The organism is Insulibacter thermoxylanivorax (assembly GCF_015472005.1).
Classification (GTDB): domain Bacteria; phylum Bacillota; class Bacilli; order Paenibacillales; family DA-C8; genus Insulibacter; species Insulibacter thermoxylanivorax.
Map to the genome: position 1 here is coordinate 48,188 of NZ_BMAQ01000031.1, position 23,319 is coordinate 71,506.

At 48.0% G+C, this 23,319-nt stretch carries 24 protein-coding genes; 4 read left to right on the forward strand and 20 right to left on the reverse strand.

The annotated features are described in order from the left end of the window. Positions 1-176 precede the first annotated feature (176 nt). The 4 genes from PRECH8_RS11275 (at position 177) to PRECH8_RS11290 (ending at position 3,615) form a co-directional block, all read left to right on the forward strand. On the forward strand, positions 177-1,523 hold the full coding sequence (locus PRECH8_RS11275; RefSeq protein WP_200967228.1) for an MATE family efflux transporter: 1,347 nt from the start codon (positions 177-179) through the stop codon (positions 1,521-1,523). Between the two features lie 30 nt (positions 1,524-1,553). Next, a complete protein-coding gene (locus PRECH8_RS11280) occupies positions 1,554-1,703 on the forward strand; it encodes a hypothetical protein (RefSeq protein ID WP_200967203.1) in 150 nt (49 codons plus the stop codon). Between the two features lie 245 nt (positions 1,704-1,948). Continuing rightward, positions 1,949-2,593 (forward strand): adenine nucleotide alpha hydrolase family protein, encoded by a 645-nt coding sequence (locus PRECH8_RS11285; RefSeq protein WP_200967229.1) that lies wholly within the window; start codon positions 1,949-1,951, stop codon positions 2,591-2,593. A 521-nt stretch (positions 2,594-3,114) separates the two neighbouring features. Beyond that, positions 3,115-3,615 carry a hypothetical protein gene (locus tag PRECH8_RS11290; RefSeq protein WP_200967204.1) on the forward strand — a complete coding sequence of 167 codons (501 nt, stop codon included), beginning with the start codon at positions 3,115-3,117 and terminating at the stop codon, positions 3,613-3,615. 111 nt (positions 3,616-3,726) lie between these two features. Here PRECH8_RS11290 and PRECH8_RS11295 read toward each other — a convergent pair whose 3' ends face one another. From PRECH8_RS11295 to PRECH8_RS11390, 20 genes are all read right to left on the reverse strand, one after another. Beyond that, positions 3,727-4,155, reverse strand: coding sequence for an RDD family protein (locus tag PRECH8_RS11295; protein WP_200967205.1), 429 nt, complete (start codon positions 4,153-4,155; stop codon positions 3,727-3,729). A gap of 44 nt (positions 4,156-4,199) precedes the next feature. Next, positions 4,200-4,862 (reverse strand): signal peptide peptidase SppA, encoded by a 663-nt coding sequence (sppA, locus tag PRECH8_RS11300; RefSeq protein WP_200967206.1) that lies wholly within the window; start codon positions 4,860-4,862, stop codon positions 4,200-4,202. Continuing rightward, the gene (locus PRECH8_RS11305; protein WP_200967207.1) at positions 4,813-5,121 is read right to left on the reverse strand and encodes a Clp protease/crotonase-like domain-containing protein; all 309 of its coding nucleotides are present in this window, start codon (positions 5,119-5,121) and stop codon (positions 4,813-4,815) included. The genes sppA and PRECH8_RS11305 overlap by 50 nt, the downstream gene beginning before the upstream one ends. 13 nt (positions 5,122-5,134) lie before the next feature. After that, positions 5,135-6,079, reverse strand: coding sequence for a M23 family metallopeptidase (locus PRECH8_RS11310; protein WP_200967208.1), 945 nt, complete (start codon positions 6,077-6,079; stop codon positions 5,135-5,137). 27 nt (positions 6,080-6,106) lie between these two features. Further along, the gene (locus PRECH8_RS11315) at positions 6,107-7,015 is read right to left on the reverse strand and encodes a serine hydrolase (RefSeq protein ID WP_276569111.1); all 909 of its coding nucleotides are present in this window, start codon (positions 7,013-7,015) and stop codon (positions 6,107-6,109) included. Between the two features lie 12 nt (positions 7,016-7,027). Continuing rightward, positions 7,028-7,213: a hypothetical protein gene (locus PRECH8_RS11320; RefSeq protein WP_200967210.1), complete on the reverse strand. Its 186-nt coding sequence runs from the start codon at positions 7,211-7,213 to the stop codon at positions 7,028-7,030. Between the two features lie 17 nt (positions 7,214-7,230). Then, positions 7,231-8,577, reverse strand: coding sequence for a DCC1-like thiol-disulfide oxidoreductase family protein (locus tag PRECH8_RS11325; protein ID WP_200967211.1), 1,347 nt, complete (start codon positions 8,575-8,577; stop codon positions 7,231-7,233). Next, positions 8,558-9,199 (reverse strand): DUF5819 family protein, encoded by a 642-nt coding sequence (locus PRECH8_RS11330; RefSeq protein WP_207161795.1) that lies wholly within the window; start codon positions 9,197-9,199, stop codon positions 8,558-8,560. Before PRECH8_RS11330 ends, PRECH8_RS11325 begins: the two co-directional genes overlap by 20 nt. Further along, entirely contained in the window at positions 9,135-9,539 is a 405-nt protein-coding gene (locus PRECH8_RS11335; protein WP_200967213.1) for a hypothetical protein, read from the reverse strand. Before PRECH8_RS11335 ends, PRECH8_RS11330 begins: the two co-directional genes overlap by 65 nt. Before the next feature lie 166 nt (positions 9,540-9,705). Next, positions 9,706-9,927: a hypothetical protein gene (locus PRECH8_RS11340; RefSeq protein ID WP_200967214.1), complete on the reverse strand. Its 222-nt coding sequence runs from the start codon at positions 9,925-9,927 to the stop codon at positions 9,706-9,708. Positions 9,928-10,159: 232 nt separating this feature from the next. Beyond that, positions 10,160-12,232, reverse strand: coding sequence for a sugar-binding protein (locus tag PRECH8_RS11345; protein WP_200967215.1), 2,073 nt, complete (start codon positions 12,230-12,232; stop codon positions 10,160-10,162). Positions 12,233-12,583: 351 nt separating this feature from the next. Then, positions 12,584-14,050, reverse strand: a complete 1,467-nt coding sequence (gtfA, locus tag PRECH8_RS11350) for a sucrose phosphorylase (protein ID WP_200967216.1) — start codon at positions 14,048-14,050, stop codon at positions 12,584-12,586. A gap of 28 nt (positions 14,051-14,078) precedes the next feature. Then, entirely contained in the window at positions 14,079-15,017 is a 939-nt protein-coding gene (locus PRECH8_RS11355; RefSeq protein WP_200967217.1) for a carbohydrate kinase family protein, read from the reverse strand. A gap of 95 nt (positions 15,018-15,112) precedes the next feature. Then, positions 15,113-16,090, reverse strand: a complete 978-nt coding sequence (locus PRECH8_RS11360; RefSeq protein WP_200967218.1) for a LacI family DNA-binding transcriptional regulator — start codon at positions 16,088-16,090, stop codon at positions 15,113-15,115. 197 nt (positions 16,091-16,287) lie between these two features. Next, on the reverse strand, positions 16,288-17,073 hold the full coding sequence (locus PRECH8_RS11365) for an alpha/beta hydrolase (protein ID WP_200967219.1): 786 nt from the start codon (positions 17,071-17,073) through the stop codon (positions 16,288-16,290). A gap of 13 nt (positions 17,074-17,086) precedes the next feature. After that, positions 17,087-18,040, reverse strand: coding sequence for an alpha/beta hydrolase (locus PRECH8_RS11370; protein WP_200967220.1), 954 nt, complete (start codon positions 18,038-18,040; stop codon positions 17,087-17,089). Between the two features lie 25 nt (positions 18,041-18,065). Further along, positions 18,066-18,890 (reverse strand): carbohydrate ABC transporter permease, encoded by an 825-nt coding sequence (locus PRECH8_RS11375; RefSeq protein ID WP_200967221.1) that lies wholly within the window; start codon positions 18,888-18,890, stop codon positions 18,066-18,068. Beyond that, positions 18,890-19,771 carry a carbohydrate ABC transporter permease gene (locus tag PRECH8_RS11380; RefSeq protein ID WP_200967222.1) on the reverse strand — a complete coding sequence of 294 codons (882 nt, stop codon included), beginning with the start codon at positions 19,769-19,771 and terminating at the stop codon, positions 18,890-18,892. The genes PRECH8_RS11375 and PRECH8_RS11380 overlap by 1 nt, the downstream gene beginning before the upstream one ends. A gap of 101 nt (positions 19,772-19,872) precedes the next feature. Continuing rightward, positions 19,873-21,231, reverse strand: a complete 1,359-nt coding sequence (locus tag PRECH8_RS11385) for an ABC transporter substrate-binding protein (RefSeq protein ID WP_242457555.1) — start codon at positions 21,229-21,231, stop codon at positions 19,873-19,875. An 851-nt stretch (positions 21,232-22,082) separates the two neighbouring features. Continuing rightward, complete coding sequence (locus PRECH8_RS11390) at positions 22,083-22,931, reverse strand: NADPH-dependent oxidoreductase (protein ID WP_200967223.1); 849 nt, start codon at positions 22,929-22,931, stop codon at positions 22,083-22,085. Positions 22,932-23,319 lie beyond the last annotated feature (388 nt).

Consider the following 23,319-nt stretch of genomic DNA (forward strand, 5'->3'; position numbering starts at 1 on the left):
ACTTGTTGTCCAAATAGACATCAAATCTCCATAATCCTCAATCCTGTTCCAGGGTTCATAATCAGCCTCTGCCCGGGCGTCAGCTCCATCCGTACCGCAGGCCGCAGCTGATCCTCCCCACACCGCCGGAATATGCTACATTAATAATGGACATCAAGCGGAAAGGATGAAGCACCATCAAACAGCAGCAATTTACAGAAGGGAAAATCCTGCAGCCGCTGATCGCGTTCTCGGTACCGATGATGCTCGCGAACTTATTGCAAGTGTCTTATCAGTTCGTAGACAGCCTGTGGGTGAGCAACCTCCTAGGCGCGAATGCCCTTGGCGCAGTTTCTGTTTCGGGTACGGTGATTTTTACTGTTCTTTCTTTTATCTTGGGTTTCAACAACGCGGCGCTCACCATTCTCTCACAGCAGAAGGGAAAGCAGGACGAAAGCGGATTGAAGCGGTATTTGAATGCCTTCGTCGTCCTTATGTCCCTGCTTGCTCTCGCCCTCGGCGCCGTTGGCTTTGCTGCTTCAGAAGCGATTCTGGCCTGGATGGGTACGCCGCAAGCCCTTATGCCGGAGGCAGCGGTGTATTTGCAGATCAATTTCGCAGGCGTGTTGTTCGTATTCGGCTATAACTTCATCAGCACGGTGCTGCGCGCCCTCGGGGACAGCCGCACACCGCTTCGTTTCGTCTTCGCAGCGGTGGTGCTGAATGCGGTGCTGGACCCGCTGTTTATATCCGGCTTTCATCTCGGCATCCAAGGCGCTGCCTATGCAACGGTTCTCTCTCAGAGCTTGGCCTTCATCTACGGGTTGATCGTGATCCTGCGGGGGCGCTTGGCGCCCTTTACCGTGCCGCATCTGCCCAAGCTTTCCGAGATCAAATTGATCTTTCGCCTCGGCATTCCAGCGGGCCTGCAGATGATGGTCATCTCCGCGGGATCGATGGCGATCATGAGCGTTGTCAACAGCTTCGGCGAGGGCGTGGTGGCAGGATACGGTGCGGCCCAGCGGCTCGACAGCATCTTGATGATCCCCGCACAAGCCTTGGGCATGGCCGTGAACAGCATGGCCGGTCAGAATATCGGAGCCAAGCTGTGGCAGCGTGTGCATCAGATCGCCAAGTACGGCTTAATGCTGAATCTCGGCATCATGCTGTCGACAGCCGTGCTGCTCGTCTCCTTCGCAGACATAGGCATTCGCCTGTTCGTGGCAGAGGAGACGGCCCTGCGATTCGGCTCAGATTATTTGCGGATTCTTGCTTTTTTGTATCCTTTTCTGGGCATTAACTTCGTGCTGAACGGGATCGTTCGCGCCTCCGGAGCGATGTTCCAGGTCTTAGTGCTGAATATCATCTCGTTCTGGGTGCTGCGCTATCCCTTGACGTACCTGTTGGCGAACCTCCTCGGGGAACGGGGGATCGGGTACGGAATCGGCATCAGCTTCGTCATCAGCAGCATGGTGGCTTTTGGGTATTATCGCTTTGGCAAGTGGAAGGAACGGGAGTTGTTTGCAGAAGAAAAAACACCATAAAGCTTATGCATACGATAAAAATAACTGCGAATGTTCAGGTTTCACATGGCTGGACAGCACCGCACGGATATGATGCTGCGGCAGCTGCCCCTGCTCTTGATCGGCATCTCCGTCTATGCGGGAGCGATGTTCGCTGCTTATCATCTGGCTGCCAAACGCTTCGAGCGGGTCGATCTTTAATCCTTGGAGAGAAAATCCGCTTCCTCGTATAATAAGGGCAAAGCACAAATGCGCGTTTCATCTCGTTGACAGGACTTGGCTTTGGTTGTAACCTAATATAAAATTATGATTTCATAACGGGTTGGTCTTGGCGGGAATGTTCCATGCAAGATCCTGAACATCTCCCTTCCAACCTCGTATGCCAGCCAATGCCTGAACAGGAAAAAACGATACCGAGGTGAACTGATAAATTGAAACAAACCCGGATGGATGAGAGTATACTCGTTTGCGTGTATTACGGCCCCAACGGGGAGCGGCTCATCAAGCGCGGCGGCAAGATTGCAAAGCTGCTGCAGTGTCCCTTGACGATCCTTACGGTAGATCCGCAGCCGGAGAATGAATGGGACATTGAGAAGGTCCGCTATGTAGACCGTTGGAAAGAACTTGCCAAGGAGTACGGCGGCGAGTTCATGATCAAATACAACGAGAAACGGCCGGTTGCCAAAGTGATTGGCGAAGTGGCCAAGCAGAAGAACGTAACCCAAGTCGTCATTGGTCAGACGGCCCACAGCCGTTGGGAAGAGATTACGAAGCGTTCTTTCATCAATATTCTGCTGAAGGAGATTCCCTTCGTTGACTTGCATATCGTATCGGTTCCTCGCGAGTTGAAGGAACAGGCAGGTCACTACGAACGGGGCATTCGCGCGTATCTTCGGCAAGAGGAAGAAGGACTGCGTCTGTGCTTTGACCATACTGACGAAGAACAGGTATATGACGGGATCTTCTACAAAGAGGTGGGTACCGACTTCGACAACGGCATCTTCAAATTCATGAAGGGCGGCCAGACGTTGGAAGTACAAGTGGTGGACGGCTGGGTGAAGAACTGGGAGCTGAACGGAAAGGATCACTAGCAATGGCTCCTTGTACGCCCAAATGCCGCACTAGTCCGTTTCACCAGATTTGATAAGTGGATAAGGCTTCATGTAACACACCATCGAGGCGCCCATGCTGGGCGTCCAATGAAAACGCCGATCCTCAAGGACCGGCGTTTTTTTCATGTTATTCCTTCAAAGCTGTCTAACGGATCTTGCCAGATCTTGTGATAGAACTTGATAAATTCTTATAGAAAGGCGGTTCCTATTCTGGACTAAAAAACTTTCTTTTATTAAATTTAACAATTTATCCAATGTATCCTATAATGTGGTTATAGGAGGTAATTCGGAGATGGGGGGTGAATTTTGATTGAGAACTAAGCGGATCAGCAAACGGTACTTTCTCTTGATGGGCGGTCTAATCATCGCAGGAATCATAGCTTTTGTTTTCGTACCGTCATCCTTTGGAGCCAATCGGTATACGATCGAAACTGAATATCTCGGTTTTCATCCCTCCGCACCAAGTCGTTCCTCCTGATGATCGCGCCGTTGTGCATGGGGTGCAGATCTCGATATACCCTTTAGAAGAATTGGCTTTCGAATACGTGCTGGATACCCAAGAACTGATCCAACTGGATGGCGGATTACATGTGCGCAAGTTTACCTTCGATCTCTTATCGGATGCGGTGATTCAGGATCATCGGGGCGAGAGTTCCATAGAATGGATTGGAGCCAGGGTTGATTTGCAGGCTGACAGGGATGAGCCTTATGATATTGAACATGACTTTAAGGATCATATCCAAATACTCGGTCCATCAGAGGAACCCTTGCCGTTATATGATTCCGTTCGAGCTGATCAGATTCACTCCTTTTCTAGATCGACGATTTTCGAAGATGTCTACAAGAGGTACGGCCGTCACTGGCAGCAGGCTAAAGTGGATTTGAGTTATGATGAGCAGCTTAGCAACCATATGATTGGCTTTATATTAAGTGCTGTTATATCGAATGCCCCTGGCAGTGAGCCGATGTATAAGCTGAAAGTTGAATACAATGTGGAGTAGACATCTTGCATTTAAAGCAAGGGGCTGTCCAGCAAGTCAGCCATGAGTGACTGAGTGGACAGCCCCTAAAATTATGTATGCATCAGGTCATGCAATGCCCGCTGATCCTCTCTAGCGGCCACCATTATTCTCCGTCAACAAAGGATCATCCCAAACCACACACAAACCGGACAACCGATCATGCAGCGCTTGTTTCCTGGGGTGTACCGCAATCATGAACAGGCCGACGAACAAAATAAGAACAGATGAAACTTTGCCAATGACCTCTCGCAGCAGCACATCTTCCCAAGCAGGTTTGTCCGTAAGAGGATGCACCACCTTGATTCCCATAATCATTTTACCAATTGTCTGACCAAACAAAGAGGTGAGAAGAAAGAAATAAAGGGAAATCATCAATACCAGACTCATCTGAGCTGTCAGACCAGAGGGATCAAGAACAGTATCGATCAGAATGACTTTCAGCGACCACAGGAAGGATATATCTAACAAGAAAGCCAGACCCCTAACCACAAATCCGGCATACCGAACGGGCTCTCCCATGTAAGTATGAACCTCTCTTTCACATAAACACCTTTTATTCTGAACTACCGCATCAAATACATGACTTTTGGCGGAGCCGCGATCAGTTCCTCGATGAGATTCGTCAAAGGTTGATCCAGCACAGGTTGAGCGTTTGTTATTCCATCTAATAACGATGTTTTCCTCGCATAACGAATCACTTTAATATCGGGTATCTTCAGTTCATTTTTCAAATAATCCACCGCATCTTCCAAACTTCCGAATTGATCGATCAGTCCGAGCGACTTCGCCTTTTTGCCTGAAAAGACACGACCATCGGCCAGGTTTAATACCTTCTCTTTGCTCATATTTCTTCCTTCCATGACCACCTGCACAAATTGCTCAAAACTATCTTCCACGATATCGCGATAAATCTCTTCGGCATGTTCCGTAAAATCAGACCATGGATCACTCAACACCTTGTTCTCTCCGCTGGTGATATGGATACTGCTGATTCCCAATTTCTCTCCCAATCCTTGATAGTTGGTAAAACTGATGATTACTCCAATGCTGCCGGTAACGGTAGAAGGGTTGGCGAAAATCTCCTCTGCCGCTGACGCAATATAATAGCCTCCGGATGCCGCAATGGACCCCATGCTGGCTGCAATTTTCTTACCTGAATGTTTGATTTCGAGCAATTTACGATAGATGTTGTCGGAAGTTACTACGTCTCCGCCCCGGGCTGTCAATATACAGGACTACTCCTTTGACAAGGTCATCTTCAAGCGCAGCATTAAGTTGGGAGATGATTTGATCACCGAACGCGCCGGCAGCAATCTGTCCTTCTATCCGGATCTGGGCAATTTTATACGGACCCGCCCCTTCGATCCACTCTTCCTGCCAAATCAAAGCTCTTTTTTGATTATCGTGGATCATATGCAATAAGCCTGCTGTCATCAAGAAAACAAGTAACGTGCAGACGGCTATCGTAAGCTTCTTCACATCCATCCCACCAATATCCCTATCGAAATATGATTTTTCCGTCTAAGATCAAATCGTTCCGCTTTAAGAAAACCCCATCCACCAAGAGAGGAATCGGCGAACCAGTGAGCCCTTCATTCGATTCTTCTAATCCTTTCAGAGCATGTACATGCAGGTGCGGTTCGCTGCTAATACCAGAATTCCCAACATTCGCAATCCATTGACCTTTTTTTACGGTGTCGCCCTCTTTGACCCGTATACTCCCCTCTCGCAAATGCAGTAACATAATATAAACATCTTCATGTGCAATGACCACCATATTAGCGATTTCGTCCTGATCCAGAGATAACACATCTTTAAGCTCGTCGCTCTTCCCATCAATGGTTTTGATCACTGTACCATCGACAGGACTGTATACAGGTTCACCGTATATTTCATATTCTTCGGGTTTCGATGGAGTCGAGATCGTTTTTTTGCGCATTCCCCACGCATTGAGCTTGACGATGTCGATCGCATAAGTTTGGTTAGGATAGGCATAGTGGTAATTAAGAGTCGTCGATGCGCCGCCATGGGATATGCTGTATACGCCGCCCCTTAGAGGAAATTCTATCTCAACCGCCGCCTCTGCAGGAGGTTGATGCCAATACACGCCTGGAATTCTCAGCAGCACAACCAAGGCATTAAGAAGTCCAATGATAAGTAACAACGATTGGCCTATGGATGCATATTTGACCGTATCCTTGCGAGACCATGGCATGCCTCGATGTTTCCAAGCTGAGCATCCAATGGCGATGAGTAATAACAATGCCAATCCAACACGCAAATACTGACTGAGCTGCGCCCAATCCACAAACATCAGCATAGACATCGTCCATGCAAAGGTAACCGAACTTAAGAGAAGCCAGTTTTTCCAACTTTTCAGACGCAGAACCAACAGCAAGAGATTGAGCACAAGAGGGGCTGCGAACGCCTTAAAAACCAGCAACAGAACACTTCCTTCCAAGGGTTCCGGTTATCCTTTCAGTTCCTGGGCAACCTGCGATCGATATGATGGGTCCGTGAAGAGCCGCTGAACAAAAAGACTTTGGTTTTTTTTCGTCCATTTTAGCCCGCCGGATGGGTCATGGATGAACAAAGCCAAAGAATACCGATTTCCCGTCCGATCCTTCACATACATCACATCATTGGAAATCGCGATGCTTGAGCCGCCCTTGTACAATAATTGGACAAACGGCGAACCTTCTCTCACCTTGCGCCCCATCAAGTGCTCAAGCTGCTGACGGGCTTCCTCATCAAACCACTCCAATTGTTCCAGCCGTTCTAGCAGCTCGGCATAGAGGCGCGTTGTACATGCGGGCATGTTCCGTGATTCGATGAGCTGAAGCTCGCGATCGAAACTTGTGCGGTTGTTATAACGCTCGATGAATCGCTTGTGATCACCTTCTGAAAGTTTCTGGTGAACTTCCTTTGCCAGGGCTTGATATTCCTCAGCATCCATATCCGCCAGCCGCTGTCTCACGGCTTGCAGCTTCATGTGTTCTTTGTCCATCAGGTAGGTGCCGACCAATCCGGCGGAAGAGATCGGGAAGATCGGATCGTGTTCTGAGCCGCAGATCTCATCCACGGTGCGGTTAACCGCCTCCAAACCGAGGACATCCATGAGATATTCGGTGTTCGCATTAGAACTGTACTTGGTCATCCCCTCCGCCACTTCCTGCAAGGTCACAGATTTCCGCTGTTCCTGTTTGCCTTGATGGATTTCCCGTAACCAATTTTTGTGAGAGCCCCCGTCGCTGTGCGGGATGTAATACCGTTCCAGATCCTCCAATGCGACCGTCTGGTCGGGGGAGATCCGGCCTGATCTTATTTGTCTGATGAACTCAACGGCGATCATAATTTTCATCACGCTGGCAAGAGGCATCTTCTGTTCGGCTTAATATGAGATGATCGTTTGACCATTTTCGATATAACAGCAGGACACCTTGTCCGGATTTTTCTTAAGGTATTCCAGAAAATCATCGTCATTATTCTTTGCCCTGCCTTTAACAACCGCTGCAACAATAGCCAAGAGCAACAGCACAAGCAAAGCGATTACCGCAGGTAGGATCCACTCCCCCACGAGAAAACACCCTCTCTTTACCGCTCCATTGTGACTTGAGGCATTTCGCAAAAATCATCGCAATGATTGACTGGAATCAGCTTGCGTTTCATGGCAATGTAATCATAGACCATCGAACCGATCCCGATTTTGCCCGAAAGATACAGGAAAGGAACCAGCGGCCACAGCGGGACGATCCGGGTGCAGATTTGTACGATAGAATGAATACCCGCTTTTTTCTCATTAACGCCGCTTACTTTCATGCTGTGAATCCGCTTCTCTACTTCTTGCGGATTCAAGCCGTAACGTGCGATGACTTGCGGATGCCGAAAACTCGTAAACTTAAGCAGACCAAAATAATCCAACCGACGCATGCTGCGCATGATCCTTCTACACATTGGACACCATCCATCATAGAAGACAAGGATTTGATATGGCGCCAACCGCCTTCTTCCCCAAGCCCTTCCCGCACGCATAAAGGAGAGATGCAGTTTTCTTCCGAATATTCGCAGCCGCTTCCAACCGCTGCGATACTCCTCATCCGTGAATACCAGCAATTCCAACACGATCATGATCAACGAGAACGTTAACAGTCCCATACCGATGCATATTCCGAGATGAAACGCAACCATAGCAGCGACAATAAAGGGTTTTAGTTTCTTATTCAGTATGGAAAATGGGAAGGCAATCTTAATCCACATGCTGAGATAGGTAAGGATCACTGTGAGCCACAAATGTTCATCAACCAAATAGCGAAGCATGGGTCTGCTGAATTCTTTGACTTGTGAAATATAGTAAATGGCCGTGCCATTGTGCCACAATTCGCCCTTCAGTTGATACATACCGGAGAAGAAATAGAGAATGCACAGTTGCACAATGCAGAATATGACGGCAAAATTGTGCAGCATGGCTGAAAATTGACCCCTGAGCGTATCTTGATTCGCTTCCCGATCCCGTTGAAAACGAGCTTGATCCAATGAGAAATAAGCGGTGTTGTTGGCAAAGATCAGAAAGAACATGCAGATGATCAGAATGTTGTCTCCGCCATCGCTAAGATGACCGTAACGTTGACTAAGCGAATAATAAAACAAAAAATTTAAAGCTGTGAAAACGCGGCCTTTATAACCCAACAGATAAATGATGCAGACGACAATACCTAAATGATAGATCCAATCGAAATAGGCTAATGAAGGGTTTAAATGATAGAGGGACCAAGGCTGTTCTTCGTAAAAAGGCATGACGCCTTCCGAACTAAACAAAAAATATCGCTGGCCGTAATGGATCAAATACTGGTACAGGATGATGATTCCGATACTGATCCTAAGTAACGATGCCCCTATCAAAAACCGTTCATGTACCATAAAATCACGGTAACGGGAGAACATCGTCTACCAACTCCCTCCATTCATGAATGGAGTAATGCTCCTCGACTTCGTAATTCGCGTCATTTCGTTTGGAATACGGCACCGCTTCTTGGCGTCCTGTCATGATTCTAATCTCTACAATCTCCTTATCTGGAAAAGCTGATTTGACAAAGGCTGATACATAGCGATACAGATTATCTTCATGGAATTCCGCCTGTTGCAGCAAACTTTCCTCGATATGCGCGTCCAGCTCTTCCTTCTCGCTTGCCTTTTTTAATATCTTGTAGGTAAGCTCGTCATATCCGCCCAGCTGCAAAGCATGCACATACCCCAACCCCAAGCGCACCATGCGATTGTGCGGAGAGAACAGCGTTTCTTCATTTTTCTCCAGTAGAGGTGTCATCACATCAATCCAGGGGCTTTCAACTGGTTCGTCTTCTCCCGCTTCGATATACCGGACTTGCGCGAAAAGGCGGAAGTTCGTCGTGATCGGGTCCGGGGCAAACAGATGCCAGTTTTGATAGAAAAACGGGATCACATAAGTGTTAAGAAATGGCTGCAACTTCGCTGAAATGGGATTAATGGGACCGGCGTGAAGTGCTATAATTGAAAAGTGTACAACTGTAAAAATAATCCAGGTCAAAGATCTCCTCGATCACCTTCGCATCGCTGGAAGCCAGGTCTGTCCCCATGACATACATCGATGCGTCGCGCATAACACGATCAAGGTCATCAGCATAATGTTTCGCTGCTTCCTTTACATAAAATGCCGCTTTGGTTACGGCCCTGGTTGCCGCTCTGGCTGCAGCCGCTAAAACTGCTTCCGGGGTCCCGCTGGAATCCTCCGACAGCAGTGCGGTATTGCCAACCTCAGAGACTTTGGAAGCCACGGCGTTATTGGCAGAGAAGGAAGCGTGCAAGGTAAGACCCGTTACAACCACCAACGCCAGCGAAAGAAATACGGCCATAAACTTTCTCTTCATCCATCTCACCTCTTCCTTTAATGTTATATTATGGTATATACCACATATACTAATATATATTACTATTTCTGTATTTTTAATATCTTCCATTTCATAATGAGATGTTGTAAAATAGATTACTAGTCTACCTATACCATAACATTACAGAAGGGTGGTTCTAATTGTTCTAATTCCAGATCAGCCGGTACAGATAAGCCAAAATCATGCCGAGGAAGAACATGGAGGTAACGCCGAACAGCTTCCGGTCCCTCTCGATATCGATCACTCTAAAAATAAAGAACAGAATCAATATCGTTGTCTTCCAAACAATAGATACAAATGGAAAGACAATGCCGATCCCTAAGGACAGCAACCTCATGATGATAAAGCTCACAAACTTGACATTCACAAAGAGCCCCCCTAAATACTAGCATTTTCCTCAAAAATTTGAATCACTCTTTCTATCATAAATCCCCATCCCATCTGCTGTCAAACATTTCCTTTCTCTTTTCAGAAACATATCCTCCTAACGAAATGTCCTTTCGTAAGAGAAGACAATGGAGGCCCGCCTTTTGTGACAATTCCGAAGAAGAAACAGGATTTAAACTGGTTCATCGATCTCTGTTTTCTAGACGCGCAGGTTAATCGAACAGATCAGGCAGGATATGATAGATGTATTGGTTCTGCCAGTTCCAGGAGTGAGAACCGCCCTCGGCCACGAGGAAATAAAAATTCCCCTTTGTTTTGTCCGATGAATAGATGAAGACGTCGGTCATTACGCGCATGGCATCAATCTGGGGCTTCAGATTCGGATAGGCGATGTCCAAGTCCCCCGTCGCGCTGAAGATATAGTAATCCTGCGGTTCATAGTCGGATTCTCTGGCCACATTAGCCAAAAATTCAGCCGTCTCCCGCGGCTTAATCCCCCCGGATCGTTCACCTAATGCCCAGCTGTCTCCGCTCAGCGGGATAAAGTACTTGAAGTAATCCAGCTTGTTGGCGAACACATGCCAGGTCGTCACCGATCCCATGGAGAAGCCGCCGAAGGCCCGGTGAGCTCTCGAAGCCTGCAAGTCTTCCAAACTGCCGGACTTGGCATACGTGTTGTATGTCGTTTCTACTAAAGGAACGATATCGTTAATCAATTCTTCATGGAATAGGGCGACATCGTTCATCCCGCCGTAGAAAGTCGGTGTCACGACGATCAGCGGATCGATCTCTCCCGCCGCGATCATGTTGTCAAGGATGGTCTTCAGCTCCCTGTTTTCACCGGGACCGCCGAAGAGCAGGTCCTCATTCTCACCGCCTCCGTGCATCAGATACAGCACATTGTATTTCGTATCCTTATCGTTCGGATCGTAGCCATGAGGAAGGTAGATATTCAATTTTTTCTCGTCCATGCCGTTCTCGGCATTTGGCGTCTTGTATGTCAATCGTTCGATGGTCCCCGGTCGGTCACTCGGCATCCGATACTCTCCAGGCATAGGTGTAAAGTACTTCTCATTAGCCGCCTCTTCTGTCATTTCTAGTTGGTCGATCGCTGCATCGATCGCAGCATATTGTTCATCCAATTCTTCTTGCGTGAAAGAACCGCTTTTCAGGAAATGAGACGCAACTACCTGCATAACGGCATCTGTTACAACATGGGGATTTTGGTACAGCTTGAAGTTCATCTTCATCGTGCGTTCAATCAGACTCAAGAGATCATAAGGATTCGGGCCGCTCACATCCCCTTCCGATTTGCCGAGCAGCACGATCTCACCGAAGGTCGAAGGGTTATTCCAAGCGGTGCCGGTGGCATCAAAGACATTCAATGTCGCCGCCCGTTCCGCCCCCACGGCATCATTGATTTGCAATTCGATGCCGAGCACTTTGCCGTTCTCCGGCGGTTCTGTCAGCGCAACTCTCGCTTCGATGATATAACCTTCATCCGTCCTTGTCACAGCAGTGTAGAAACGATCGCTCTCCCCTTGATCCACGGTACGAATATTTTCATAATTCACACGCAGATGCAGATCGTTCGGTCCGTACGTCACGGTCTTGTCATTGTTTTCATCCAGGAAGATCTCCAGGGAATCCTGCATGTACGGTGCTTCCGCCGCCGCGGAAAGATGTTGATCCTTCACTTCCGCTAGAATATACAACGCCCGATCATCCCACAACGCCCGGAAAACGGCGGTCGTATCGGTCTTGCCAGCCACGATGGTCTGTTTAACCGGGATCGCCTTCTCCCAGATCAGATCGATCACGCCGTCCACCACCGGCGAACCGAACAAGGCTGTCATTCGTCCGTTGGTATCAAAGCCGTGCTCGTTAACGGTAATTCCTAAAGGTTTAGCTTCCACTTCCGCTGCCTCCCTGACCATGATATGCTTGCTTACGATTACGATCTGCTCGTCGATGGAGATCCTGGCGGCAATCGTCGCTATGCCGGCAGAAACAGCCTCCACCAATCCGCTCTCGTTCACCGTTGCGATATGTTCATCGCTGCTTTGCCATTCGATCTCCGCCTCTTCCGGAACATGAAGCAGCTCCGCCTGATACGTTTCCCCCGCCGTCATCACTTTGGTGTACGGCTGTTGGAAACGGGGCGATTCGACTTCTGCAGCCGCAGCAAAACCGGTCACAGGCGCAAGCAAAACAGCACACGCCATCATTGTAACCGCTGTCAATCCAGCGAAACGCTTGAGCAACGCCTTCGTTCTGATCTTCATCCTCATCCTCCTCATCTCCCATAATGTTCCTCAATAAACAAACGAATCATCATCTGTACGACATCCACCGTGTGCGGACACGTTAACCGATTTAATTATTGCCCTCCTTTCCTCTTTCATATTTCCATGGATTCTCCCCATTTCCCTCCGAGCACTTCCCTTTATTTTGGCTTCATTTTATCGTATGATTTTCCCGTTATCAATATTTAGCTTTTGTGATATTTTATGTATATGAATAAAAGGTTAGATGCACACAGGTGTTTAACCTAATTCATCTATCCTTGCTTCTATGCACACCCGCATACAAAGCAAAAACACCTCCGTCATGGAGGTGTTCTCAAACGTCATATATTACAATACCCACTCTTCTTCCTTGCCCTGTTCTCCCGTATAGGTAATCACCGAACGGTAATTTTCCAGATCAACGTGCAAGAGGCAGCGTTTGCCGCTGTGCTCCCATTGCAGCTTAAGCTCGTGATCCGCCGTGTCGAGCACCTGGAAATCACCCTGGAACGCTTCATATTCATTACGGAATCGGATCAGTTCCATGAGCCGCTTAACGACAGGCTTCTGCACCGCTTGTTCGATCTCTTCCAGCGTGTAGTTGTGACGGTTCACTTCCCTGCCGTCTCCGGTGATTTTGCCTCGTTCCTCATCATTTTCGCCAGCCAGCAAGCCGACATAATAGATCTGCGGAATCCCAGGCGTGAAGAGTTGGATCGCACGCGCTGCGATGTATGCATCATCATCCCGATCCAGCGCATCGTAGTATGTGATTCGAATCTGATGGACATCAAATCCTTCAGGAGATTTGTGCGCATCGGACAGCACGTAACTGAGATTGGCGCCTCGCTCTAAGCAGATATCCACGACGCGGCGAGCTCTGTCCGTCGTTACCAGGTCATCCATATCCGGTTTGACCGGAATGCCGTCATGGCAATCCAACATCGTAAATTGGTTAGCCGGACGATTCTTCAGATATTCCTTCAGCATATCGCTCGAACGATTGAGAAGGGCATCTAAGACCGTATAAGGCAGGATAAAATCATAAATCCAGAATCCCCGCTCCGCTAACTTATACTGGATCGAATAGTGGGAATGCACTTCCGGCAGCAAAGCAATGCCCAGCTCATTCGCCTGTTCAGCAATCCAATCCATAAATTCATAGATCTCAGGCTCCACGAAGAAGCAGCTGGTTCCCGGCTTCTTGATCACATATCCTACAGCATCGAGCCGCAGCATATGAACATGATGATCCTTCATATGTTTGAAGATATCCTGAAAATATTTTCTCGTCAGCTCAGATTTGACATCAAGGTCAATCTGTTCTGATGGATCGGTCTTCCCGAAGGTCGTCCAAACCTTCTCTTCCTGATTGTTGCCCGTGATGAACGTTGAGTAAGGCACTGGACGGCGCAAGAACATCTTATCGATATCTTCTTGAACGGGCTGTCCGTCTTCCCAGATTTTCTCGATCGTTAAGAACATATCCGCATATTTGGATTCCCGGCCATGCTTGAGGAAGTCTTGGAAATAAACCGATCTTTGCGAAACATGGTTCACCATGACATCCAACATCACGCCATATTGCCGGCCAAGGTCTTGGATATCTTCCCAAGTACCGAATTGCGGATCGATCGAGAAGTAGTCCAATGGTGCAAATCCGCGGTCACCGGAAGACGGGTATGGCGGAAGGATGTGAATCCCGCCTTTAAACAGGTCAGGAAAATGCTTCTGAATCACTTGTTTCAAAGTTTGCAAATCCCCGCCAAGAGAATCGGGATAAGTGATGAGCTGAGCTTGATTTCTAAGTGTCATAATCATAAAACCTCCCAATTGATGATGATCAGATCAGGAGCATATCCGGAAATTGCTGAACCGGTCCCACATGCTTCAATTTATAGGCACTGATTTTCATACCGTGTTTGACGGCATCCAGCACACTGAGCCCCTTAGCAATCCCTGCATAAAAACCTGACCAGAAGGCATCTCCGGCACCGGTTGCATCTACGACCTCCGTTGCTACACTCTCTAGATGGATCTCGTCCGTTCCATTGGAGACCAATGCTCCATCCGCACCAAGCGTCAAGATCACGAGCTTCGCTCCCAGATCAAGGAAGCGTGCCAGATGATTCTCAGGAGTATCTTCACCGAAGATCCGATCCGCATCATCCAGCGACGGCTTGATCACGTCCACTTGGCTGATCATGGTTCTCACATAGTCTCTCCCGTCCTCATCATGGTTCCATATCGCCGGATGATAGTTGGGATCGAAGCCGATCATCGTTCCTTCTTCCCGCGCCAAGGCGATCACCTTCTCGATGGTTGAACGTGCCGGTTGCCTGGAGATCGGCCAGCAAGAGAAATGGACGATCTTCGATTGTTTAACCGCCTCGGCAAGCTCAGGTGTGTAATGCAATTGATAGTCCGCACCTCGATAGAAAATGGGTGTTGGTGTCTGCCGGCTTTTGGTGATCACAACCATGCTGGTGGATCGCTCGGACTTCTGAATGTCATCCGTAGGAATGCCTTCCTTTTCTAACTGCTGAAGAAGAAATGTGCCGAAGCTGTCTTTACCCACGGCGGAAACAACCCGGGACTTGAGTCCCAGCTTCTTTACATTCAGCGCCAAGTTAGCGGTTGAGCCGCCAAAATATCGATAATATTTGTCGCAATTCAAGGCGTCGTCATAGTCTTCGGAGATCATGTCGATGAGCAGTTCTCCAATCGCTAGGACATCGTTTGGTTTGTCTATAAAGGTTGCACGACTGTCAAATCTGAGCACCCATTTCCCTCCATTTCATGATGAAGTCAAGATGTCATATATGCTAACCGGTTGACATCTGGGCAAAATAAAATTTAAAAAGGCATACAAAGTACTTATGTTGTTTCTTTTTCTATCAATTTGACGGGCAGTATATTCTCACGCGGTACTTCTGTGCCGTTGATCCAATCAATCAGCAGTTTGACCGCGGTCTTAGCGATGTCTTTGATGGGCTGCTGAATAGTGGACAAACCGGGCATCATAAACTCACCCACTCTTATTCCGTCAAAACCGACGACTTTGACGTCCTCCGGCACTCGCTTGCCAAGCCGTTTGCATTCCTTCAATACTTGTGCAGCGATGAGATCACTGCTGGCAAATACACCATCGAGATCGGGATGCTTCAGGAACAATTCCGTTACGATTTTCTTGTACTCGTCATATTTGAATCCGTTCAAATCCGTCTGAACCACGACGTGGTTGATGCTGTGTTTCTTAACGGTATCAATGAATCCATCATATCTTGCCTTAGCCAACAGATGCAGTTTCAAGTTCCCGCTGATATGGGCGATCTTCTTGCAGCCCTTGCGAATTAATAGTTTGGTAGCTAATTGCCCGCCCTTGTAGTGATCGGACGAAACATAAGGGATCGATTCCGATAACTGACGGTCTAAGGTAACAAGGGGCATATTGATCGACTTATACTCCTCGGTATCCAAGGTGTGGCTTCCCATGATGATGCCATCGACTTGACTTGCTTTAAGCATGTTGAGGTAATCTTTTTCCTTCTTCTTATCCAATTGAGAATTACAAAGCAGAATCTTATAGCCACTCTTGTATGCGAATGTCTCTATATGAATGGCGATTTCACTGAAGAAGGGGTGCGATATATCAGGTATGATCAGTCCGATAATATTAGACTTCTTACGGAACAGGGAACGAGCAAGTTCATTGGGCTGATAGTTGAGTTCTTCCATCGCTTGATAGACCCTGCGTTTCAAATCCTCGCTCAGATATCCCCGGTTATTCAACACGCGGGAAACCGTCGTTACTGAGACACCGACTCTCTCTGCAACATCTTTGATCGTCGCCATCAAGTTTCCTCCATCTACAAAAAAATGCTTTGCTCTGTCTCTATTATAACTATAATACTTTATATCTTTCATGTTTCAAGGCTGGTCCCTTGATGCATCAACGATGATATTCCTTTATGCGATAACCATTTATCTCCAAGACATTGCAGGAAGACGATTCCCTGTATGATCTTGCAACTCTCGCATGCATGCCGTCATTAACCCCTGGCCCAAAGCAAAGCTTCGTGGATCGCCCGGTTCCAGTACTCCCAATCGTGATCTCCCGGACCCTCAACATAAGTATGCGGGTAATCTTCTTTGACGAGAAAATCACGAAAACGGCGATTCACATCCAGCAGGAAATCTTCCGTGCCGCAGGCCATATAGATGTCCGGCAATAGACTGCCTGATGATTTGCGCTGCGCGATCAGGAACTCCGGGTCTTTGTCACTGCCCAGTACGTTCTGAAGATTACCGAACACCCGCTTGAAATAATGAATCGGATGACCATCCACGCTTCCCTCGGTCTTCCCATGGATTCTGTAGGTGATAATCGCCGAGGATAGAGCTATGATTCGCGAGAACGTATCCCCGTACTTCAAGCCATTGCGAAGAGCCCCAAATCCTCCCATCGACAAGCCGCCGATCCAGGTATGCTCACGTTGATCGGAGATTGGAAACAACCGCCGGGTGTATTCGACCAATTCCTTGCCGACGAATTCGCCAAAAAGCTCACCTTTCTCTTCATCATCCAGATAGAAAGAGTTGGATGAAGCCGGCATGAAGACGGCGATGTTGTATCTCTCCGCTAACAATCGAATACCAGAATAATGCAGCCAGTCCATGTCATCACCCGTGAATCCCGAAAGCAGGTACAACGAACAAGTTGGACGCTGATAGGACTCGTGAACCGGTCCCTTCGGATTGTCAAAAGGGAGAATCGCCTGAAACGTCGTGTTCCGATTCAGGGTTTTCGAATAGAAGTTCACCTGGGCATATGCCATACCGCTTACCACCTTATCCTTGTAATTTGGCAGAACGACCTTGCAAGGCTCTGAATAGTGCGCCTATATATTCGCTTCGTGCTCGCTTGCTGATCTCAGCGTCTGGAACCGCGAGTTCAAACGCGTGATAACATCCGGGATACAGGTGGAATTCCACATCCACACCGGCCTCCGCCATTCGCATGACATACTCGATGGTCTCGTCGCGGAACGGATCCAGTTGTCCGACGCAAGTATACATTGGCGGCAGCCCTGCCAGATTCTCAGCACGGATCGGAGCTGCATAAGGGGAAACCTCTTTCCGCTCTCCTTCACCCAAGTACATATTCCAAGCCGCTATATTGTTCCTGCGATTCCATACAGCGGGATGCGTGATTTCATAGCTGGACGGTGAAACATTCCGATCATCGATCATGGGATATAGGGGCATCTGGAAACAAATCTTCGGACCCCCGCGATCCCTTGCCAGAAGGGCTAATGCCGCCGTCAATCCGCCGCCCGCGCTTGCTCCAGCGACCGCTACCCGTGCCAAATCCACCTTATAAGATGCTGCCGATTGTTCAATCCAGAGCAAAGTGGAATAGCAATCTTCCAGCCCGGCTGGGTATGGATGCTCAGGAGCCAGACGATAATCCGGCGAGAAGATGATACAGCCAACCGTTTCTGCGATCTCCTGACATAGGTTATCATCATCTTGCGGATGTCCCATGACATAACCGCCGCCATGAATCCACAGCAATGCCGGCCGCTCCGCTCCATGATCGCCGCTTGGCTCATAGATGCGCACCATGATCTCATTGCCGTCTTTGCCTTTGATCATCTGCTCGTGAATGGATACATGGTCTGATTTTCGCGGTGCAGGCGGTTTATTCCTTCTTGCTGGTTCTAAATCTTCTGGAAGATAAAACTTCGGCAATTGCAGCAGTACGTCGCGCAATTCTGGATGGGTTCTGTTGATTAAATCCATATGCTGTTACCACCCTCGGTTGATATTACTTAATCGCACCTTCTGTTATTCCCTTAATGACATGATCCTGCAGGATAATATACAGGATGAGAACCGGGATTATCGTCATCACCAAAGCGGCCATCAATGGACCATAATCTACCGTATAAGTTGAGAAAAAGGCATAGGTCGAAAGCGGCAGCGTCCGATTCCCCGGCGACAACAATACAAGGCTTGGCAAGAGATAGTCGTTCCAGATCCAGAGGACATCCAGCACCGCCAAGGTAACAATGATCGGTTTCAGCAGAGGAAGAACAATCTGGAAGAAGGTTCGCGGACGAGTGCATCCGTCGATAAACGAAGATTCCTCAAGTTCATAGGAAATCCCCTTGATAAAACCGTGGAACATAAACACGCCGAGCGGAATCCCGAAGCCCATGTACATAAAGATGAGCACGGTTTTGGAATCGAGCAGTCCCAGATTCCCATACAACATAACGAGCGGGATCATGATGACTTGGAAAGGAACCGTCATGGCCGCCAACATCATAAAAAACAGCACCTTGTTCACTTTCCATTTAAAACGAACAAACAAGTATCCTGTCATGGCAGAAAACAGGATGATCAGCAGAACACCAAACACGGTGATTACAAGGGAATTGATAAACCCTTGCATAAAGTTCATTTTTTGAAAAGCATCGATATAGTTGGAAAAACTAAAGTTTTTCGGCCATGCGATCGGATTCTCGATAAAATGCTGGGTTGTCTTAAAGGAGTTTAAGATGACCAGCAAGAATGGCAGCAAGAAAATAATCAAACCGACATACATTAACGTGTTTTTAAGAATAGCTGAAAACCGCCGCGCGGGCATCACACCTCCACCTCCAACTTCTTCAGCAGATAGGACTGGGTCAATGCTACAACTGCTACGATGACGAATAGAATAATGGCTTCAGCTTGTCCAATGGCATATTGATTGGAGAGAAACGCCTTCTGCACGATATGGTAGGTTGCTAACTCCGTAGAACCAAAGGGTCCGCCTTTCGTCAAGCTGAGGTTCAAATCATAAGTCAAGAACGAACGGGACAAGGACAAGAAGATACATACTACGATAGCAGGGATGGACAGGCGCAGAATGATTTTGCGCAGAATCGTAGATTTGTTCGCCCCATCGATGCTCGCAGCTTCCAGGACGTCCTTGGGTACTCCGGTGAATCCAGCGATGTAGATGATCATCAGGTAACCGGCCAATTGCCAGGAAGTGGCGATGACCAATGCCCAGAACGCCTTGTCAGTACTGGTCAACCACGAGGTTTCAAACAAAGTCCAGCCGTATTGCTGCCCTAAGAAAGGAAGGACCCGGGAGAAGAGAGTTTGCCACAAGTAACCGAGGACGATCCCGCCGATCAAGTTGGGCGTAAAATATCCGGCTCGAAGCCAGCGTTCTCCCTTAACACCGCTGGTCAATACCAAAGCGATGAAAAAAGCAAGGAAATTGGAGATCAAAACGGTAAAGATCACATACCAGATGGTAAATTCCAGTTGTGTTAAAAAGGTTTTGTCGCGAAAGACATCAACATAGTTGGAAAAACCAACAAAAGACCAATCGTTATTGATGATGTGCCAATTGGTAAAGGTCAAATACAGCCCAACAATAAACGGGATCAGGAACACCACGGCAAATGCAAATAGAGAAGGGCCGCCGAAAAACAAAAAGATCCCGACATTATTCAGCTTTTTGTTGTTCTTCATACCTCCACACCTTTTCGCATCAGATTATAGTCAGTGAAAGAAAGATGGGCGTTAGGCCTATGCAGAACGCCCATCTTCGTATATCTTTCCCATAGAACGCATTATTCTACCGATTGCCAATAAGCCTCGATTTCTTGGTAGAACGCATCGCGGTCGATTTGATCAACCAGGTACTTTTGCATGGAGGCTCCGTTCTTCGCCCAGTAATCCGACGGGAAGTAGTTGATGATGCTGATATCGATGGTTTCTCCTGCATCTACGTAATCTGCCACAGCTCGTGCGATGACGTTGCTGCTTTCAACCTTCAGATCCTTGTACGGCATCATCAAGCCCATCTCACCGATAATGGCTTGTTGACCTTCCTCGCTCGTAAGCATCCACTCGAGGAATTCAAGAGCTGCTTGCTGTTGCTCCGGAGTAGAACCAGTGTTGTCAACGGCAAACAATTTCGGCTGGCTGTAAGCTACTTGCCCGTTGCCGTAATCCTCTGGGTTGTTGCTGATCGGAAGCGGAAGGATACCAAATTCACTGTCTCTGTCTTCTAAGTTTCCGATTACTGCCCATGCCCAGTCGCCCATGAAGTACAGAGCAGTATTCCCCTTAGCAAAATCGGAGCTGTCCAATTCATAGTTAGCAACTAGAGGATCGTTTTTGCGTGCGTTGTATTGCTTCAGCAGATCAAATGTATCCATTAGACCATTGAATACTTCATTATCAGCAAGTTTTGCATTTCCTGCTTTAACATCTTCCCAATATTTCAGGTTCTCTTGCAGATCTCTCGATTGCAGCGAGAAGCCCAGCGCGAAGTAGTGCGCTCCAAGAGACCAGTCTGCACCGTGGATCATAACAGGCGGAATACCTGCAGCATCGATCTTCTCAAGCAGCGCTGCCAGATCGTCGCGCGTGCGGATCGTCGACGGATCAAATGGTCCGCCAATTGCTTCCTCTACAACACGCTTGTTGTACAGCAGACCATAGCCCTGTGCAGTCCACGGAATGCCGAGGAATTTGCCCTCAAACACACCGCCTTCTACAGCACCAGGCAGCGTTAACTCTTCATATTTGGCCTTCTCAGACTCCAGGTCAAGGAACATATCTCTGTATTGATAGATATGACCGGCATCCAAGTTCGAAATCGTCGGCGGGTTCCCCGAAGCCAATCTCGATTGGAAGATCTCGATCTGAGCACCGCCGATTGGTGTCGGGATCAATTCAATCGTTACATTCGGGTTGATCTCTTTATACTTTTTAAACAGCTCTTCAAATACCGTGTTGACTTCAGCAGAAGTGTTGAAGAAGGTCAACTTGATTTCTTCACCGGATTTAGCTTGCTGCTTGGATTCATTATTTGCGGCGGTGTTGTTATCGTTTGCAGAGCCGCCACCAGAACAAGCAACCAAGGTTCCTAATAGAAATACTAAACATAAGGCCATTAGCGAGTAGCGTTTCAACTTACTCAACGTCTTTTCCCCCTAACTAAGTAATTGGTTTTGTGTTTCAATTCAATTATATGATAACCGGTTGACATATGTATGTCAACTGGTTGACATATGAATTTTTTTATCGTGATCTTTCCTTGATGTATCAAGCGTTTTCGCCATCTGGGAGGAGAATGGAAGGAGATTTGGGGAATTTTCGTTCAGCGAAACAGAGAGGGTAAAACGTGTTGGAATTTCATTGGTATAAAGTTCCTGTTGAATGTGCTAATATTTGAGTTGTGCAGATGAATTTGTGATGGATTTGGGGGTGCTCGATTCTGATTAGACTGTATTATGGATGGCTTCTTCTTACAGGGTCAGCATCTTTGTATATAGTCGTTACCTTCTGGCCGAATTACCTGGATAACGAATTTCCGCTTTTTACCGATCTGACCGTCTTTATTTTGTTTATACCTTGTTTTTATCTTCTTGGGACAGGCATCCCGTCACAGATCATCTGGCAGCTCGCTCAACCCCCCTATTACAGATGGTCATGGCTGGTGTTCAATTATGCCGTCCTGTCGATCTTGGTGATGCTTCTATTTGATTACAGCATGCAGACCAATTTGATGTGCATGTTTATAGGGGGAATTACATCGGCCGTGTACTTGATGATCTCACGCTTGCTTCATCTGCTGACGATAAGTGACGATAAGGATAAGATGATAAAATGATGGGGCATCAAGGAAGTTCTTGCGGGGAAACGATCACACTTTCGTGCAAACATATGGGGGGGACTCCTTAAGGAGCCCCACATATATTCGCAACCTGTCATGATGCTCTTGTAACGGTTCCAGCCGCTTATGGCAACCGCCGCGATATGCAGTTGGTCATTATCGCTTCATGAAGCCCTTGCTCTGCAAGAAATCCTTCATATGAAGGCGGATCGGCTCCGTGAGTCTCTTCCGCATCTGAATGGACCAAACAGTGCTGTCTTTGCCGCCGCTTCGCTCACGCATATATTGCGAATAGATGCGGTCATACGCATCGATTCCCGGCTCAATCCGTTCCGTTTGATACGTATCCGTGTGCAGGACGGCATCAAGCGGGAGCCGCGGCCGGGACAGCGGTGCTTGGTCCGGTATGCCGATGCACATGCCGAACAGCGGATAGACCAGCTCAGGCAGGTTCAACAGCTCAGATACCTCTGCGATCTGATTGCGCAGTCCGCCGATATAGACGATCCCGAGCCCCAGAGATTCCGCGGCAACAGCGGCATTCTGCGCAGCCAAGGCCGTATCCACCGTTGCTATTAATAGATTCTCTACCGAATCCGCATAGGTGTCTTGCTTCACATGGCCGGCGCCCGCTTGCTGCGTGCTGCTTCCGGCCCCTGTCTGCTCGCTGCTCTCCATCTGCTGCCCGCTGCTGCCGTTCTGTTGCTCGCCGCCGCCAACCTCCGCATGTTTGGCCGCCGCTTTGCCGAGCCGGTACAGATCTGCACACCACACAAGGAAGACCGGGCAATCCATCACATATTGCTGGTTCCCTGACAGCTTCATGAGCTGTTCACGCAGATTCCGATCCTTAATCGCAATCACGCTGTAGGCCTGGACATTGCTTGAAGTAGAGGCCATCTGGGCCGCACGGACGATCGTTTCTACCGTTGAATCTGGAATCGGATCAGGTTTGAATTTTCGAATCGAACGGTGCTTCATCAGCAACTCGATCACTTGATTCATACGGCATCCATGCTCCTTTATCATCTATTAAGTTTATCATGAGATAGATGTAATAGTTCTTCCATTCCTATGGTACCACTAATCCGTACCAATCCCAAGGAGTGCTGGACGGGAAGGCGTTAAGCCGTTTAGCCTTTAAGCCGCACCTGATGAAAAAACATGCCACCGTTTATCACCATCGTCAATCGGGTACGTTTATACGAAATTTAGGACAAAACCCCGCATCTATACCGCCTTTTCCTTTTTTTATACTAATTTTGGGATAAAACCTCTCCATTAGTGCGTCGTCGCGGGTCAAGTCCGAAATTGTGTGTAAAATCCTCGGCAGATGGTTCGTTAACCGAGACGCACCACTTTGTTACTTGCCTTAACTCTCTCTTTCCGCCAA

Excerpts from the sequence above, each read along its gene's own strand:
- PRECH8_RS11280 (WP_200967203.1), top strand. The coding sequence starts at position 1,554 with ATGTTCAGGTTTCACATGGCTGGACAGCACCGCACGGATATGATGCTG.
- PRECH8_RS11285 (WP_200967229.1), top strand. The coding sequence starts at position 1,949 with ATGGATGAGAGTATACTCGTTTGCGTGTATTACGGCCCCAACGGGGAG.
- PRECH8_RS11295 (WP_200967205.1), bottom strand. The coding sequence starts at position 4,155 with ATGGGAGAGCCCGTTCGGTATGCCGGATTTGTGGTTAGGGGTCTGGCT.
- PRECH8_RS11305 (WP_200967207.1), bottom strand. The coding sequence starts at position 5,121 with ATGGATGTGAAGAAGCTTACGATAGCCGTCTGCACGTTACTTGTTTTC.
- PRECH8_RS11315 (WP_276569111.1), bottom strand. The coding sequence starts at position 7,015 with ATGCCTCTTGCCAGCGTGATGAAAATTATGATCGCCGTTGAGTTCATC.
- PRECH8_RS11325 (WP_200967211.1), bottom strand. The coding sequence starts at position 8,577 with ATGTTCTCCCGTTACCGTGATTTTATGGTACATGAACGGTTTTTGATA.
- PRECH8_RS11335 (WP_200967213.1), bottom strand. The coding sequence starts at position 9,539 with ATGAAGAGAAAGTTTATGGCCGTATTTCTTTCGCTGGCGTTGGTGGTT.
- PRECH8_RS11345 (WP_200967215.1), bottom strand. The coding sequence starts at position 12,232 with ATGAAGATCAGAACGAAGGCGTTGCTCAAGCGTTTCGCTGGATTGACA.
- gtfA (WP_200967216.1), bottom strand. The coding sequence starts at position 14,050 with ATGACACTTAGAAATCAAGCTCAGCTCATCACTTATCCCGATTCTCTT.
- PRECH8_RS11360 (WP_200967218.1), bottom strand. The coding sequence starts at position 16,090 with ATGGCGACGATCAAAGATGTTGCAGAGAGAGTCGGTGTCTCAGTAACG.
- PRECH8_RS11365 (WP_200967219.1), bottom strand. The coding sequence starts at position 17,073 with ATGGCATATGCCCAGGTGAACTTCTATTCGAAAACCCTGAATCGGAAC.
- PRECH8_RS11370 (WP_200967220.1), bottom strand. The coding sequence starts at position 18,040 with ATGGATTTAATCAACAGAACCCATCCAGAATTGCGCGACGTACTGCTG.
- PRECH8_RS11375 (WP_200967221.1), bottom strand. The coding sequence starts at position 18,890 with ATGCCCGCGCGGCGGTTTTCAGCTATTCTTAAAAACACGTTAATGTAT.
- PRECH8_RS11380 (WP_200967222.1), bottom strand. The coding sequence starts at position 19,771 with ATGAAGAACAACAAAAAGCTGAATAATGTCGGGATCTTTTTGTTTTTC.
- PRECH8_RS11390 (WP_200967223.1), bottom strand. The coding sequence starts at position 22,931 with ATGAATCAAGTGATCGAGTTGCTGATGAAGCACCGTTCGATTCGAAAA.